The organism is Enterococcus sp. C65 (assembly GCF_040887165.1).
In the GTDB taxonomy this organism is placed as follows: Bacteria; Bacillota; Bacilli; order Lactobacillales; family Enterococcaceae; genus Enterococcus_B; species Enterococcus_B hirae.
Map to the genome: position 1 here is coordinate 284,788 of NZ_JBFOFG010000002.1, position 17,181 is coordinate 301,968.

The following is a 17,181-nucleotide window of genomic DNA, read 5'->3' on the forward strand; positions in this document are numbered from 1 at the left end:
GACAACTTTTGAGAATAAAATAAAGGAACTCATTGAGCGAAAAAGGATTGAAACAGAAAAGAATGAGCAGGCTGAGAGAATTTTTATCAAGGCAAGAAAGGAAGTTGATCATGTTAACAATGGATTGGCAGATTTAAAAAGCCAGTTGAAACAGCTGAAAAATAAGTATCCAACAGGAGAAGAACAACCAAAGATTAATGATGAACTAGCTGCTCAAATAAAGAAAAGTTTAAAATTTATTAAGGAGCAACAACCAAAGATAAAAGAACAATTGGGTTTTTGGGTGATGCTGGAACTTAAAGATAAGGAACCTTCAGAAAAAGTGGATCAGTCACCGAAAAAATCTGTTGATTATCAAAAGTATAGAATATTGGTAACGAATGCTTGGAATAAGGAGTTGTTAAAAAATAACAAAAATCGCAACCAGCAATCTCAACAAGTACATAACCAAACGAATCAATCAATTGGCAAAGAAGTACATACATTATAGAGAATAAAATTTTGTACTCTCTAATATGTGGCGGTATCTTGCTTGATGTTTTACTAAGATATGATATACGTATCAAGTGATACAAGAGATTACTGAAGAAAAAAGTGGTCTGTTATTGAAGGAGCATCTTTTGAATCTGTAAATAAGAAAAATATAGGATTGGCATTAAAATCAAGAATGGAAAAGCAAAAATTGCTTTTGATCTTCTTGATTTTTTTGTTTGCTTTCGGAGGTGAAGTCAACGATTGGTAAATGCTGACGAGTAAGTACAGATAGAGGATCCTAAATGCTACTTGTTTCAAAAAACGTTAGTTTGATCTCTCAGAATTTTTAATGGTGCGATGAAGTGTCTTTTTATTCTAGAAGAATGAAACTATTTTAAAAATTTCCAAACAAAGAAATTATTAAAAAATAAAGTTTTTATTGTCATGTTACGCTTAATTTATCAATATACGAAGGAGTGAAATAAGAATGGGAAGGCCAGTTTTTCAGGAAGGAATAACTCAGCAATCAGCTGCAGAAGTAGCCGCAGAAGCTGAAAAGAAAAAAGCGATGGATAAAGCTATAAAAGAAATTGACCGACAACAAAATAAAGTTAATGGTGCATGGCAGGTATTGGATTATATGGAAACATATCAACCTTTTTCAGATAAGACTGTTGTTGCAAAGGCTGAACATGTAGCCGCAGAAAATAAACACGCTGAAATGGTGGATGAATTTTTAAAAGAATATAAAGTGATGCCTTCCAAACCAAAGAAACAGGAAATAAAACAGGAAATAAAACCAAAAAGTGAAATTGACGATAGTAAGCGAGATCCAGAAGTCGAGGAGTTCGGTCCTAACGCACGGAAGCAAAAGGAGGAAATAGATCAACAAATCAAGGAATCAGAGACTAGAGTAAAAAATATTATAAAAGACTTGTTTCCAAATAGGGATGTTATTAAGGAACTAAAAGAAATAAAAAAAGAAACAGAAGAAGACATAAAAGAAGAAATCGAAGAAATAAAAGAAATAAAAGAAGGAATAAAAAAAGAAATAAAAAAAGAAAGAAAGAATCAGCTTAGTAAATTGAAGACATCTTCCTTAGAACCCGTAAATAACAATCTAGTAGATAGCTTAAGTAGTAAAGTTGGTGAGAAACCGTCATTCTTTAAACGCTTGCTTGATTTTTTTACTGGAAAAAAAGAGCAACCAAGGAACCCCATACAGCAAACAACCTTGAAAACTAAGGATTGGGAAGCAGAATTTGAGAAACGCTTTGAGGCAAAACTTGAGGAACGCTTTCAGGAAAAACTTGGGGAACGTTTTCCAGAAGAACTTAAGGCACGCTTTCCGAAAGATCTTAAGGAACGTTTTAAGACAATAGAATCTACAGATGAAATTGCAAAACAAGTAAAAAAAGGCTTAGAAAAAGAAATAAAAATGTTCAAAAAAGAGTTAGATAAAGTAGAAAGGGAAAAAGTAAAAGCAGTTAAACCTTATGCAATGAAAGTATATGCTGAAATCATTAGTAAGGTGACAACGCTAAAGGATGGAATAGAACCTCTACAACTTGAAGCCCGAAAACTAATTAACGACAACTCGAAGAAACCTCAAAAAATCCGTAAAAAGATTAATCAAGCACAACAAAAAGCTACTATATACTTGGATCAATCGGACTCATTAAACATGCAAAATGGTCAGAAGCTTAATAGTAAAAAACATTCAAGGGCATAGTAACTTAGCAAGGCATCGTCAAAAATTCTCAAACAAAAAAATTATTAGTAAATAACATGAATAAACTCATAATACGCTTGTATTACATATGTTAGTACGAAAAACAGAGGAGTGGAATGAAATATGGAAAGTCACGATAAAAAAAGTTACTCAAGTACCATCAACCGCACGGTACAGCGATCAGGAGTTAGAAACTCTAAAGGGAAATTTTAAAGAAGCAAAAAAGTTTACAGATGAGAAAACTATACCGAATCAAAAAGCTTTTGAAGGTTCACAAAAACAATACAATAATGCATTAGAGAACAATAAAAGAATTAAAGAAAAAGTTTCTAAAGACATAAAAAAAAGTAAACAATATAAAATCAGCATAGCAAAAAACTCTGGAGAGAATGGCTGCAGCATCAGAACAACTCGATAATCCTCTAATTGATGATTTAGAGAAAAAGGTAAATAAATTTGAATCCCAATTTAAAGATAAGATTAGCCAAATAGAGCAAAAGCTATCGCCTGTTCAAAATGGCGATCAACAAATAGCTGAAATAGGTGAGGTAGATACATATATTGGGAAGGTAAATACGAGATTAAAAAAACTAGATACGGATCTCGTTACTAAGAACCAAGCCGTCACTTATTTCAACAATTCTTTTGTACGGAAGTTGTTTAACGTCTTTACAGGAGAAAAAACTAAATTAACACAGAATGTAAAAATAGTTACTGAGGATATTATAAATACGAATAATCAACTGATTGAAGATATTAATCAGAAGGGTAACTTAGAAAAAATGGTTACTTCGAATTTAGATAAGAATATAGCTGTCTGTGATCAGGTGAAAAGTGAAATTAACGTTCCTAAAGCGAAACTTAGTGAACTGTCAGCAGAGTATGACGTTGTTGAAGATAAGACAAAGGAACTACGAGATGTTAATAAACACAGAAGAGAACAACTTGAAAAAATTAGTGGGAAATTAAACGTCATGGAGCAAAAGGTTGAGGACTTAGAAAGAAATGTACAAGGTTGGAAAGGAAAACATGAAAAATTTAAAGAAGAGTTTCCAGTGAGAAAGCAAGAGATAAACCAACTAAAAGAGAATGCTCAACAGCGGGTAGAAAAGCTCAGCAACCGAGGTGATAAACAAGATCAAATGCAAAATAGCAATAAAACGAATCGAACTTCAAGAGGATAATCGGATGGTGAAATGCCAGCAATCATAGATAGTAAAACAGAAAATAATCCATTGATGAAAAGAGCAACGTACATAAATAATTAGATAGCAGTATCTTACTTGGATAATCAATTAAATTTAGGGAAAAATAGCATAGGTGTTCCCTAAAATTTAACGTTTTTACGTATATTTTTTAGGAAACACCTTATTTTATATCAATCTGTTTTTTGAATCGGTGTATTGGTAGAACAGGTTCGGAATATTTTTTAAGTGAGAGTTCTATCTCAGTCTCTTCTAGTATCTCTAAAAACGAATAAACGGCGTTCAAAGAGCTGACCTTCGGCGATAAGTCAAAAAATCTCAAAACATGAGGAGCTGTTTCGAGATTTTCATCCTTAATGCTCCTGCGATTACTCGTCGCAGTTTTTACTTGGTGAGCGCTCAGGTCAAGACACTCTTTTCACAACCTCATGTCTGAACTAGTTTAATGTCACCGCTGTCCCACTACAGGTGACCATTAGCATTCCGTTATCGCTCCCCAATACTTCATAATCCATTTTCATCCCAATGACTGCATCTGCACCTAATGATCGAGCACGCTCTTGCATTTCTGCTAAGGCCTCTTCACGTGCAGCAAGCAATTCATCCTCGTAGCTTTTTGAACGTCCGCCAAAAACATTGCGAAATCCTGCCCCGATATCTTTTAATACGTTGATTCCAGTAATGACTTCACCAAAAACAATGCCTTTATATGCTGTTACTTCTTTATTTTCCACGTTGTTTGTTGTTGTAATGATCATTCGATCACTCCTTTCTTTAAAAATAGTATATCAAAATTTATTTTTTAAGTCGCAATTGGAATTAGCTAGTCAATTACAGCGCATCATTTCCAAAAAATGGACATTCTATTATATACTGGAACTATGCAAAAGAATGTAGTTGATGATCAAAAGAATGAAAGCGCAAACTTGGCGTGACCACAAAAGGAAGAAGGAGAAATGGCATGAAAAAAAGTATCTTACTTGTTTCCCATAGTCAACAGTTAACGGATGGACTCAAAGAAATGATTGAACAGATGCAACAATCAGAAGATGTGTTACTTTTTTCCTTAGGAGGAGTAGAGGGAAGAATTGGTTCTGATCCGATGAAAATCATCGATGCGATCAACCAATCAGCTGATTCCGCCATGTATTTTGTGTTTGCGGATATCGGGAGTGCGGTTTTGAACGCTGAAATGGCCAAGGAAATGTTGGATGAAGACCAACAAAAGAAATACTACCTTGTGGATGCGCCACTTGTTGAAGGGGCTTTTGCTGGAGCGATCACAGCAGGTATCACGGATGATCCTCAACAAATACTAACGGAAGCACAGAATGCGGGAAAGAAAGGGTGGACGTGAAATGAAAAAAATCATGAATAATCCTAGTACGATCGTAGAAGAAATGTTGTCTGGTTTAGTGATAAGTTATCCAGAAATGATTCACCAAGTAGCTGATTCTCGAGTAGTAGCAAAAAATGATCAAGTAGAACAAGTTGGCTTGGTTTCTGGGGGAGGAAGTGGTCATGAACCAGCGCATGCAGGTTTTGTTGGTTCTGGGATGTTGAGTGCTGCAGTTTTAGGAGATGTTTTTACTTCGCCGACGCCTGATCAGATTCAGATAGCTATCAAAGAAGCGGATCAAGGAAAAGGCGTTTTATTGATCATCAAGAATTATACAGGAGATGTACTCAATTTTGACATGGCTAAAGAAATGGCGGCTATGGAAGGGATTGAAGTAGAAAGTGTTGTAGTGGATGATGACATTGCGGTGGAAAATAGCACATATACTGCTGGCAAACGTGGAGTAGCTGGAACAGTTCTTGTGCATAAAATCTTAGGGGATGCCGCTAGGAAAGGTGCATCCTTGCAAGAATTGAAGGAACTAGGAGATAGACTAGTTCCAGCGATCAAGACGATTGGTGTGGCATTGCGTGCGGCCACGGTTCCTGAAGTAGGAAAGCCAGGATTTGAATTAGCCGAAGATGAGATCGAATACGGAGTAGGGATCCATGGCGAGCCTGGTTATCGTAGAGAAAAGTTGCAACCTGCTAAAGTATTAGCTGAAGAATTAGTAACAAAAATTTTAGCTGACTACCCAGAAAAACCAAAAGAAGTTGGAGTGCTAGTTAATGGGATGGGTGGCACGCCATTGATGGAACTTTTTGTTTTTATGAATGATGTCCAATCATTACTCGATCAAGAAGCAGTCAAAGTGACATTTCATAAAGTCGGTGATTTTATGACTTCTTTAGACATGCAAGGATTATCTCTGACGATGATTGACCTAACAACTAAGAAATGGCAGGAAGCATTGGAAAGTGAAGTTCACACAATTTCGTGGTAGAAGGTGGGAGAATGATGGAACTAACGGTCAAAGAAATTCAAGCGTGGTTAACGGATTTTACAGAGAAAATCGATGAAAATAAAAGTTATCTGAGTGAGCTCGACACGCCGATCGGTGATGGCGATCATGGCAATAATATGGGGCGAGGGATGACGGCTTATCAAGAAGTGTTTCAAAAAGAACAACCGAAAACGATCAGTGACACGTTCAAGGTTCTTTCGATGGCAATGATCTCAAAAGTTGGAGGTGCTTCTGGACCATTATATGGTTCTGCCTTTATGAATATGATGAAGGCTACAAAAGACATTGATGTGATTACATCACAAGAACAATTAGGGAAAATCATTGAAGAAGGAAAAAATGGGATTCAAGCTAGGGGGAAAGCAGAAGCAGAAGAGAAAACGATGCTAGATGTCTGGTTACCTGTTACTGAAGCCTTGAAGAATAATCGATTAACAGAAGAAGTGATTGAAGAAGCGAAGGAACATACAAAAGATTTAGTAGCTAAAAAAGGACGTGCCTCTTATCTAGGGGAAAGAGCCATTGGCCATATCGATCCCGGAGCAGCTTCTAGTGCTATTTTCTTTGAAACTTTATTAACTAATATAGAATCATAAATAACAAAATATTTATATAGCTGACTTTTTGACCAGTAAAAATGGGAACAAAAGTCAGTTTTTTTCTATTCCAGAACACTTATGAGAATCTGCTTTCAAATCAAAAAAACAAAGGATAAACAATTTTAAAACAAAAATTTCCAAACTGAGAAAATGTCGGAGAAATAACAGTTGTCGCGCGTGTTATTCTTAACACACTAAAGTAATAAAGGAGATAAGCAGATATGGGGGATTTAAATAACAAAAATAAAAATGTGGCAGTATCTAGTTTAGAAATGGAACAGGAAGAGAAATTTAAGAAATATAAAAAGGAAAGTATAGCAGCGTATGTCACTAACGACAAAGCTAAAATTGCGTCAATTGAACAAAACAAACAAAACCTGTTGAAAAAACACGGAAAATCAGATCTACGTCTAATGAGCGAATATTCTTTTGGTTCATATAAGGAATCATTAGTTGTTCCTAAAAAAGAAGTACAAAAGTGTTTTGAACTAAATAAAGACATGAGTTCAGTAATTAGTATGCAAAACAAGTTAGAGCGTGATGAAGACAAAATGAAAATAAAAATTCAGTCGTTGGAAGAAGAGATAGGCGTAGAATTGACTAGCTACACTAGTGAAAAAAACAACATTGATAACAAATTGAATCGGTTAAATGCAATACCAGTACTAATCAAGGAGAAGACTGATGAAATCGATAAGATCAAAGCTTCACCGTTTAGAAGATTTTTAAGTTATTTTACAGGTGAAATAGGAGCATTGGAAAAAGAGAAGCGTTCATTGGAAGATGAACAAAAGCTTATAAAAGGTAAACTGGAGTCTGATCTAACATCACTTTATGGGAAAGGCTATAATTTGAGTGGAGAGGTTGATAGTGAAAAGATAAAGAAGAAATGGATAAATAAAATAACGAAAGAATATTCTGATTTGAATATGAATGAACAATTTAGTATGGTGAAGAAAGGTTTTATAGATTTAAATAATAGAGTATCAGCCAGTCTATTTCCGTACGTGGCACCGCTATTAGGCGAACTTGCTCGCTCAATTTATACGACCGAAAAAAATTTCTTAGAGACACAGCAGAGATTTGAAAATATCAAGAATTATCGCCCACAAGTACTAAATGCGGAGTTACATGAATATCAGAATAAAGTACAAGCCGAAATGAAAAGAAATGATGAACAAAAAACAAATGGTCCACGTGAATTATATACTCTGATAGAAGGGGTTACGCAGCCACAAAGCCAACCAGGGAAACAGCAAAGCCAACCAGGGAAACAACAAAGATCAACGCCTGAACACGATTCACGTAATTAGTAATATGTTTGGAAAGTTTCGTTTGTCCAAATGCGTTTCGTCTAAGTTTAGGCACAACGCATTCGTTTTCGAAATATCTCGATTATTAAATGGTAAGGAGTAAAAAAATGCCAAGACTACCAAAAGCAGAAGAGCTCAAAACAAAAAAGCAACTTTTTAAGCTTGTTGAAAAAAATGTATTATCAAAAAAAAACATCAAGATTTACCAATTAACTGTGGTAAATGGAAATAAAAAAAAGAGAATAGAGCTGAAAATTCCCATGCTATTGGATAAGGAATTTTTACATACATATAAAACGATCCTAGAGTTAGATAAGCAAAGACAAAAGCAGTATGCTCGAGTTTCTTATTTGAAAAAAGAACGGATGAATCGATTAAATTATTTAAATCATGCAAAAAAATTAGACGTAGAACCACGAGATCAGGAAAATATGAAGGTTCATTTGACTCAACGAATCGATAAATTGCAGGATAGTATGAACAAAAACGAAGAAAAATTAGCAAAAGGTGTGAATTGGTTACAAAAATATATGTTGAAAAAAGAAATTGACGCTCAAAAAGCTGAGTTAGCATTAGGGAAAAAACTTCTAGGAACAAAAAGTCTTGAAAAGTTAAAGAAAGATGCGAGCAAGGAAAGAAAGCAGTTTGGAAAGTTGAATGTTCAACTGGAAAACACTACTCAGAGTCAATCACCACTTCTGGTTGCCAAAATGATGCCTTTGATTAATAGTTTTAAAGGATTGGTAAAACAAGATATAGAATATACAGATAAGCTGATCGCCTCTCTGGAAAAGCATATGGAATTAGAACAAGGGAATGGACAGCGACAAAAAGCTCAATTAAAAGACAAAGTACAGGAAACTACAACAAAGCAGAATCCAGTTAATAGACAACCAATTACACAAGCAAAACAAGATCTAAATGATAAAGGAAGATGATTATCGAGTATTTTCACCGAAATAATTCCATGCTCACTCTTTTCTTGCTATTTTTATTGTTTCTCTCATTGATAGTCTTTACAATGTAGGATAGGGAAATCGTTAAGAAAGAAGTGGCGGAATGGATTTATTAACTAGTGATTATGAATTATTTGATCGTTCGATGTATACCTTTAAGCAGCTAAAAGAAAGTTATACTACTGAAGAATTAGTACAGCTTAAGGTGAGGTATCAAACACACTGGCAAAAGTGGAAAAAAATGAATGAACAAGTGGCAAAAGCAACCCCCTTGCAATGGCAGATGAGAAAACCAAAAATCGAAAGTTGGACGAATGGTTGGAATCTCAGAAGCCATTTTTGGTGTGCGTACCGTAGTGAAGGACGCCAACAGGAAAATGCTTGTTTAGCTACTTTGCTAAATAAAAAACAATTCCAAATCTATTTGATGTTTCAACACTATAAAAGTGAAGAACGCCAAGGAAGTATTTCGTCCTTCAATCATCTACTAACGGTTTTAGAGGAATGGAGTAAGCACATTCCAGTTGAAGAGTATTATATTTGGCCACAACCAGAACATGAACTGGTGGATCACCTGCCGTTAGCCACCTATTTGACGGATAAGCAAAAACAAATCGAATTAAAAAAAGCAATGGAGGATAAAACCTTCCAACTTGGTAAGCTTTATTTTTATCCGAATGAATTAAAAGATGCTGAAAAGTTGATTCTAGATGGTATGCAGGAATTGATGCCTTTATACCTTCGATTGAATGGGAAATAATAACATTCAGTAGGGTGAGAGAAAGGGGTATCTGATCGCTTAGATGATCGAAAACGTTAAAATAATAAAGTAAAAGAAGTAAATTTGTCGTTGATAAATACTAGTTTATAAAATTTTCTTAAGCTTCAAAAAGTTTTAAAATTTTCATTTGATGGTCAAATGAGCGCCATTGAATGGATCATTCATCTTAGAAAAAACGGATGAAATAAAGGGATCAATGAGTTATTTTAGGTAATTGGATGCAAATAATTTTAAAAAAAGAATGTTCGGATTTTACTGTTTTATTCCATTGTTGAAGAAGTATAGAAAGAAATTTTTATCTTTTTTATTGACAAAGAAAAAATAGCGTTCTATGATAGACACATATTAACTTGATAACAGGCAATGATCAAAACGCAGTAGTTATTAAAGCCAATGTTTCAGAGAGCTAGTGGTTGCTGAGAACTAGTACAAGCTTTAAGACGAATTACATTTTAGGAGCCTTTGGCATTGATTTGTCACGTGACAGCGTTAAATGTTTGAGTGATATGTTTTGAATGAAACATATAAAATGGGTGGTACCGCGAGATTTCGTCCCTTGGTTAGTTAACCAAGGGATTTTTTTTATTGATTTTAATTAGTATGAATGATAGCAGGTTCCTGCTTTCACAATAAAATGATACGGAGGGATTTAACATGAATATTATCGACGAATTAACTTGGCGTGATGCCATTAACCAACAAACGAATGAAGAAAGACTTCGTGAACTTGTTGACGAAAAGAGTATTTCACTATATTGCGGAGTTGACCCAACTGGGGATTCTATGCACATCGGACATTTGATTCCATTTATGATGATGAAAAGATTTCAATTGGCAGGACATCATCCATACATTCTGATTGGTGGCGGAACAGGTACAATTGGAGACCCAAGTGGTCGTAAGACAGAACGTGTCTTACAAACAATGGAACAAGTCCAACATAATGTTGATGCTTTATCTAACCAAATGAGAAAATTATTTGGGAAAGATGCAAACATCACGTTTGTGAATAACTATGATTGGTTATCAAAAATCTCATTACTTGAATTTTTACGTGATTACGGTAAAAACTTCAATATTAACACGATGTTAGCGAAAGATATCGTAGCAAGTCGTTTGGAAGTCGGTATCTCATTTACAGAATTTACTTACCAAATCTTGCAATCAATTGACTTCTTGCACTTACACAAAACATATGATGTTCAACTACAAATCGGTGGTGCTGATCAATGGGGGAACATCACAGCTGGATTAGACTTAATCCGTAAATTAGAAGGACCAGAAGCAGAAGCATTCGGTTTAACGATCCCATTGATGTTAAAAGCGGATGGGACAAAATTTGGTAAAACTGCCGGTGGCGCTATCTGGTTAGATCCTGAGAAAACATCACCATTTGAGTTCTACCAATTCTGGTTGAACCAAGATGACCGAGATGTTGTGAAATACTTGAAATTCTTTACTTTCTTATCACAAGAAGAAATTGAAGATTTGGCGAAAAAAGTTGAAACTGAACCTGAAAAACGTGAAGCACAACGACGTTTAGCAGAAGAAGTGACGAGATTCGTTCATAGTGAAGAAGACTTGAAAGAAGCACAAAAAATAACAGAAGCATTGTTCTCTGGAAACATCAAAGAATTAAATGCAGCTGAGATCGCTCAAGGATTTGGTAAAATGCCAAACGTTGAAATTTCAAGTAAGCCTGAAAATATCGTGGAATTATTGGTTTCCACAAAAATTGAACCATCAAAACGTCAAGCGCGTGAAGATGTTTCAAACGGAGCTATAAGTATTAACGGTGACCGTGTTACCGATTTAAATTTTGTCATAGATCCATCGAAGGAATTTGATGGTAAGTTTGTGGTTATTCGAAAGGGTAAGAAAAATTACTTTTTGGCCAAAGTAGTTGATTAGAATTTAGTAATTTTTTGGCTTGAAAATGGTCAACTCTATTACAAGATTCCAATTTTGAAACCCAACCTAAAAGGGTGACGTGGGATCTCGTTAATACAATCTTTACGAGGGAATTTACTTTTGTAAATTCCCTCGTTTTTTTTAATTTTTTTAAATGTGTAAACAATTTACACAATTGACAATTATTATAAAATGATTAAAAAACCACTTGTGATTTAGTTTACAGAAATAAAAAACAGGTGTAATGTAGGGCTCGACAAAATTTAAATATTTTTTAGGAGGGTTTCACATGGAATCATTGTCAAATGAATTAAACCTAAATGCACTATTTATCGGAGACAAAGCGGAGAACGGCCAACTCTATAAAGATTTGTTGAACGATTTAGTAGATGAACATTTAGGCTGGCGACAAAACTACATGCCACAAGACATGCCAGTTATTACACCAGAAGAACAAAGTAGTGCAAGTTTTGAGCACACAGTCAATAAAACAAAAGATGTTTTATCTGAAATCTCAGCTCGTATGCGTACTCACTCAGTACCATGGCATACAGCTGGACGTTATTGGGGTCATATGAACTCTGAAACATTAATGCCATCTTTACTAGCATATAATTTCGCAATGCTATGGAATGGTAACAACGTTGCTTACGAATCTTCTCCAGCAACAAGTCAAATGGAAGAAGAAGTAGGACTAGAGTTTGCGAAATTAATGGGCTATAAAGATGGCTGGGGACACATCGTTGCTGATGGTTCTTTAGCTAACTTAGAAGGTCTTTGGTATGCACGTAACATCAAATCACTTCCACTTGCAATGAAAGAAGTTGCACCTGAATTAGTCTCAGGAAAAAATGACTGGGAATTGATGAACATGTCTACAAAAGAAATCATGGACTTGTTAGATAGTGTTCCAGAAAAAATTGATGACATCAAAGCACATTCTGCACGTAGCGGAAAACATTTACAACAATTAGGAAAATGGTTAGTACCACAAACGAAACATTACTCATGGCTAAAAGCAGCTGATATCATCGGTATCGGGTTAGATCAAGTAATCCCTGTACCAGTTGATCACAACTATCGAATGGATATCAACGAACTTGAAAAAATCGTTCGTCAACTAGCAGCTGAAAAAACACCAATCTTGGGTGTAGTCGGTGTTGTTGGTTCGACAGAAGAAGGAGCCATTGACGGTATCGATAAAATCGTTGCATTACGTCGAGTATTAGAAAAAGATGGTATTTACTTCTACTTGCATGTTGATGCTGCTTACGGCGGTTATGGTCGTTCCATTTTCTTAGACGAAGAAAATAACTTTATTCCATTTGAAGAATTAAAAGATGTTCATGCAAAACATCATGTATTTACAGAAAACAAAGATTATATCTTAGAAGATGTACACCGTGCCTTCAAAGCAATTGAAGAAGCAGAATCTGTAACAATTGATCCACATAAAATGGGTTATGTTCCTTACTCAGCTGGTGGGATCGTCATCAAAGACGTACGTATGCGCGACGTTATTTCTTACTTTGCTACTTACGTGTTTGAAAAAGGCGCAGATATCCCAGCATTACTTGGTGCATACATTTTAGAAGGTTCAAAAGCAGGAGCAACTGCTGCTAGTGTTTGGGCTGCACATCATGTCTTACCACTTAATGTAACTGGTTATGGTAAATTGATGGGAGCTTCAATCGAAGGAGCACATCGTTTCTATAACTTCTTACAAGATTTATCATTTAAAGTCGGCGATAAAGAAATCGAAGTACATCCATTAACTTACCCAGATTTCAATATGGTTGACTATGTATTTAAAGAAAAAGGCAACGACGATCTAGTTGCAATGAACAAATTGAATCATGACGTTTATGACTACTCTTCATACGTTAAAGGTAGCATCTATGGTAATGAATTCTTGACATCACACACTGACTTTGCTATTCCAGATTATGGCAACAGCCCATTACAATTTGTGAACCAATTAGGTTTCTCAGATGAAGAATGGAACCGTGCAGGAAAAGTAACTGTTTTACGTGCAAGTGTAATGACACCATACATGAATAAAGCAGAAAACTTCGAAGAATATGCTGGAAAAATCAAAGCAGCTCTTCAAGAAAAATTAGAAAAAATCTACGCAAATCAATTACTAGCAAGCGAAGAAAAATAATAAAATAAAAAACATTCTGAGTATAAGAAGTAGAAGTCACTTTTATTGTATGCTATAAAACCGAATAAACGGTGGTAGCTCAATCGAAAAATACAGTTGAAGGATCTTTAAAATACAAAAAGTTATTTTTTAGATTCTTCTGCTGGTTTTTCTGAGCTCAGCACTTCTGTTATCTGCTCAGGTGTTTTTTGTTTTACAGGTTGTCTTTGAAGCGATACAAGTAATCTGTTCAAAACAGCCGAGGTTGTAATGAAATAGCTTGCGCTCTTTTAGGTATTTGGTATGAATGAAGAGAAAGATCGAAAAGCTTCAATACAAATACAGCGAATGGAACACAAGACTATTTCAGATTTTTCTTTTTTAGCAAATAATAACTAATAAAATCCAGTCACTAAGCATCGTTTTTATACTAAAAAAGTTGTGGGGAACAACCTCTTGGCTTTTGTCTTGCGACTTGGGATTACTTTGAAGACAACGTTTTTTTATTCAAAAAAAACAAGGAGCGTGTCAACAGTGAGTAAATCACAAGTAAGTAAAATGGGTCTTGGGACCTTTGTCGGTCTGACGATGGCTTTGTGTGCGACAGTTCGGAGTATTCCGACTTTAGCAGCCGTTGGTTGGACATTGATTTTTTATTCAATTTTTGCCGTACTGTTTTTTGCCGGTCCTATTTCGATGGTTTCTGGTGAGCTTTCTACGATGCTTCCACAAGAAGGTGGACCACAATTATGGGTCAAAACTGCCTTAGGAAGTAAATGGGGATTTGTTGTTGCCTGGTTGCTTTGGGTTCAAATGTTCCCAGGGATGGTTATGGTTGCATCAACATTAGGTCCATTATTAGGAAATACATTCGGGAACGTAGAATTAGGCAATAATCATTTATTTGTATTAGGTTGTATTTTAGTTATTTATTGGATCATTACAATTTTGAACTTGAAATTTGATATGGCCAAAGTTGGTGGGAACATCGGCGTTTGGTTAGGTGTGTATATCCCAGTGGTTATCATGTTTGTCCTTGGTTTATTCGCCGCATTCAAAGTGGGTCTAGTATCTAATGGTTACTTAGGAGATTTTTCTTGGTCAAAAGCTTTCCCAGATTTACAACATAGTGAATCATTGAAATATCTTGCAGGTATCACATTTATTTTTGTTGGTATCGAAATGAGTTCTGTTTATATGCCTCGTTTAAAAGATGCAACGAAAAACTACACTAAAGGGGTCTTTATTGCGTTGATTGGTCTTGTTTTATTGAACGTGATCAATGCAATGTTAGTTGCCAATGTTGTACCAAATGGAAAAATGGAATTAGCAAACATTACGCAACCAATCTTGATTTATTGCCAAATCCTTGGCTTACCAACAATTATTGGGAACATCTTCAGCTTTATGGTGTTTATCGGTGTGTTACTTCAATTATCTGCATGGGTAACTGGACCATCTAAAACGATTATCCAAGTAGCACGTGAAGGTTTCTTACCACCTAAATTTGGATTCCATAAAGAAAATGAATATGGTGTTTCTCGTAATGTCGTATTAACTCAATCAATCGTTATTTCATTATTCGCTTTACTTTACGGCGTAATGGATGACGTCAGTGCTGTATTCTTAACATTAACAAATGCTACAACTGTTATTTATTGTATCGTCTATATTTTGATTGCTGTTTCATTGATCAAAATGAGAAAAAGCCATCCAGATTTAGAACGTCCTTATCGAATTGGTAAAAAAGGAAATGGAATGGCTTGGGTAGTTAGCTGCATGTTGATTTTCTCTATCATTGCAGTAGTTGTATCCACTTTAGGAACATCTACCTTGACGGATGCATTATTGGTAGCAGTTATTGCAATCGTTATGTTTGTCATTCCTTTGATTATCAATCGTTTTAAAAATGATTCTTGGGGAAGCGAAGTAGAAAAGAGTTTAAAAGAATAGAATAAATAAGAAGCAAGTAAAAAATGTAAATAGGGAAGGGGGCTATGACAAAAATCTTGTCACAGTCCCTTATTCCTAACAAACGGTGTTCCAGAAGTAGCTCATGTCTGTTACAGCATGGTTTGCCAAATGTATGCTTTTTAATCAGGGAACCTTTGCGAAAATAACGCTAATCATAAGGTTCAGCGGATTTGAGAAAATAATCGTCATTAGCATCGTCTATCCGCTAAAACAAAAAAATGATGCTATGACCAGTTGTCCTACCAAAAGAACGCTTTTTTTAGGTAGGGCTTTTTTTGTAAAAAAAATAGGAGAAGATACGATGAATAAAAAAATATCTGTGAAAGAAAGTATGGCAGTTTTATTCATATTGTTGGCGATATTAGGAATACTGATTATTGGATTTCAATTGTCTCCGCATATTCCTATACTAATCGCTTTCATGTGTTTGTTATTTTACGGACGATTTAGAGGTTTCTCATGGGATGAGATTCATGATGGGATTGTCAAAGGAATTACTCCAGGGATCATCCCAATTTTGATTTTTCTGTTGATTGGTGTTTTGGTAGCTTCGTGGATTTTATCTGGAACAATTCCAACGATCATGGTTTATGGTTTCCAATTGATCTCGGTTCGCTTTTTCTTACCGACTGCTTTTCTTGTTTGTGCAATCGTCGGGATTACGGTGGGAAGCTCATTTACAACGATTTCGACGATCGGTATTGCTTTTTTAGGAATCGGTCATATTTTAGGTTTTAGTGATGCGATGACGACAGGAGCAGTTGTTTCGGGGGCTTTTTTAGGAAATAATTGTTCGCCGTTATCTGATACTACGAACCTGGCGGCAGGGATCGGAGAAGTAAATTTATTTGAGCATATCGCTCAAATGCGTTACACTGATTTGCCGGCATTTTTAATTGCTATGTTATTTTATGTTTTTCTTGGGAATGGAAGTCACACAGCGGATCTACATGCGATCACGGATATGATCCAAAACATGAAAGCAGGTTTCTGGATCTCTCCATGGACGTTGATCCCATTAGTGATCTTGTTTGGTGGAGCGATTAAAAAAATTCCAGCGATTCCAACACTACTAGTTGGTTCAACTGCTGCGATTGTTCTTTCCTTCATCAATCAACCACATTTAACGATGTCAAAAGTAGCTAATATTTTAATGAACGGCTATGTTGCCCATACAGCAGACCCTAAAATCAATGAATTGCTTTCAAGAGGGGGAATTGTTAGTATGCTTGGTTCAGCAAGCTTGATTCTTCTAGCTTTAGCTTTGGGTGGCTTGTTGATCAAATATACGATTGTGGAAACGATTGTTCAGGAATTGCGAGAAAAAATGGATCGGCCTTCTCGCTTGGTTGGCTTTACAGCATTAAGCTGTATCGGGATCAATTTGATCGTAGGCGAACAGTACTTGTCGATCATTTTACCAGGCGAAACCTTTAAGCGATCGTTTGATCGTGCGGGCGTTAATAAAAAGTATCTTACCAGAACTTTGGCAGATGCTGGAGCAACCGTTAATTCACTCGTTCCGTGGGGAGTTAGTGGTACCTTTATTATGGGCACGATGAAAGTCAGTGCATTACAATATCTACCATTTACTTTCTTCTCGATCTTAGCACCGATTTTTACGATTTTGAGTGGTTTCTGGCTTAATCAAAAGATGAAAAAACGTACCAGTGAATAGTCTAGGCACCATCAAGGTTTGAGAACGAGAATCGAAATAGCTTTTTATACTC

14 protein-coding genes and 1 other annotated feature are annotated in these 17,181 nt (G+C 35.6%); of the genes, 13 read left to right on the forward strand and 1 reads right to left on the reverse strand.

Annotation, left to right across the window (positions count from 1 at the left end):
• Window positions 1-961 precede the first annotated feature (961 nt).
• The 3 genes from AB3I12_RS03430 to AB3I12_RS03440 all read left to right on the forward strand — a co-directional run bounded on the left by AB3I12_RS03430 (window position 962) and on the right by AB3I12_RS03440 (window position 3,390).
• The gene (locus AB3I12_RS03430) at window positions 962-2,206 is read left to right on the forward strand and encodes a hypothetical protein (protein WP_063626474.1); all 1,245 of its coding nucleotides are present in this window, start codon (window positions 962-964) and stop codon (window positions 2,204-2,206) included.
• Window positions 2,207-2,294: 88 nt separating this feature from the next.
• Window positions 2,295-2,624 carry a hypothetical protein gene (locus tag AB3I12_RS03435; protein ID WP_063626475.1) on the forward strand — a complete coding sequence of 110 codons (330 nt, stop codon included), beginning with the start codon at window positions 2,295-2,297 and terminating at the stop codon, window positions 2,622-2,624.
• Window positions 2,596-3,390 (forward strand): hypothetical protein, encoded by a 795-nt coding sequence (locus AB3I12_RS03440; RefSeq protein WP_231105529.1) that lies wholly within the window; start codon window positions 2,596-2,598, stop codon window positions 3,388-3,390. Before AB3I12_RS03435 ends, AB3I12_RS03440 begins: the two co-directional genes overlap by 29 nt.
• A gap of 458 nt (window positions 3,391-3,848) precedes the next feature.
• Here AB3I12_RS03440 and AB3I12_RS03445 read toward each other — a convergent pair whose 3' ends face one another.
• A complete protein-coding gene (locus AB3I12_RS03445) occupies window positions 3,849-4,169 on the reverse strand; it encodes a putative heavy metal-binding protein (protein WP_034699311.1) in 321 nt (106 codons plus the stop codon).
• A 203-nt stretch (window positions 4,170-4,372) separates the two neighbouring features.
• On the opposite strand from AB3I12_RS03445, the gene dhaM reads away from it, so the two are divergent.
• The 10 genes from dhaM to nhaC all read left to right on the forward strand — a co-directional run bounded on the left by dhaM (window position 4,373) and on the right by nhaC (window position 17,129).
• Complete coding sequence (dhaM, locus tag AB3I12_RS03450; protein WP_010736909.1) at window positions 4,373-4,768, forward strand: dihydroxyacetone kinase phosphoryl donor subunit DhaM; 396 nt, start codon at window positions 4,373-4,375, stop codon at window positions 4,766-4,768.
• Between the two features lies 1 nt (window position 4,769).
• Window positions 4,770-5,753: a dihydroxyacetone kinase subunit DhaK gene (dhaK, locus tag AB3I12_RS03455; protein WP_063626476.1), complete on the forward strand. Its 984-nt coding sequence runs from the start codon at window positions 4,770-4,772 to the stop codon at window positions 5,751-5,753.
• Between the two features lie 14 nt (window positions 5,754-5,767).
• Window positions 5,768-6,370, forward strand: coding sequence for a dihydroxyacetone kinase subunit DhaL (dhaL, locus tag AB3I12_RS03460; protein ID WP_063626477.1), 603 nt, complete (start codon window positions 5,768-5,770; stop codon window positions 6,368-6,370).
• 224 nt (window positions 6,371-6,594) lie between these two features.
• Complete coding sequence (locus tag AB3I12_RS03465; protein WP_063626478.1) at window positions 6,595-7,686, forward strand: hypothetical protein; 1,092 nt, start codon at window positions 6,595-6,597, stop codon at window positions 7,684-7,686.
• Window positions 7,687-7,793: 107 nt separating this feature from the next.
• The gene (locus tag AB3I12_RS03470) at window positions 7,794-8,624 is read left to right on the forward strand and encodes a hypothetical protein (protein ID WP_231105530.1); all 831 of its coding nucleotides are present in this window, start codon (window positions 7,794-7,796) and stop codon (window positions 8,622-8,624) included.
• A gap of 121 nt (window positions 8,625-8,745) precedes the next feature.
• Window positions 8,746-9,402, forward strand: a complete 657-nt coding sequence (locus AB3I12_RS03475; RefSeq protein ID WP_063626479.1) for an HI_0552 family protein — start codon at window positions 8,746-8,748, stop codon at window positions 9,400-9,402.
• 375 nt (window positions 9,403-9,777) lie between these two features.
• Window positions 9,778-9,983: a binding site (T-box leader), on the forward strand.
• A gap of 94 nt (window positions 9,984-10,077) precedes the next feature.
• A complete protein-coding gene (gene tyrS, locus AB3I12_RS03480; RefSeq protein WP_010736915.1) occupies window positions 10,078-11,334 on the forward strand; it encodes a tyrosine--tRNA ligase in 1,257 nt (418 codons plus the stop codon).
• Between the two features lie 289 nt (window positions 11,335-11,623).
• Entirely contained in the window at window positions 11,624-13,498 is a 1,875-nt protein-coding gene (gene tdc, locus AB3I12_RS03485) for a tyrosine decarboxylase (RefSeq protein ID WP_063626480.1), read from the forward strand.
• A gap of 513 nt (window positions 13,499-14,011) precedes the next feature.
• Window positions 14,012-15,430, forward strand: coding sequence for a tyrosine-tyramine antiporter (tyrP, locus tag AB3I12_RS03490; protein WP_010720263.1), 1,419 nt, complete (start codon window positions 14,012-14,014; stop codon window positions 15,428-15,430).
• Between the two features lie 322 nt (window positions 15,431-15,752).
• Window positions 15,753-17,129 carry a Na+/H+ antiporter NhaC gene (gene nhaC, locus AB3I12_RS03495; protein WP_010720262.1) on the forward strand — a complete coding sequence of 459 codons (1,377 nt, stop codon included), beginning with the start codon at window positions 15,753-15,755 and terminating at the stop codon, window positions 17,127-17,129.
• Window positions 17,130-17,181 lie beyond the last annotated feature (52 nt).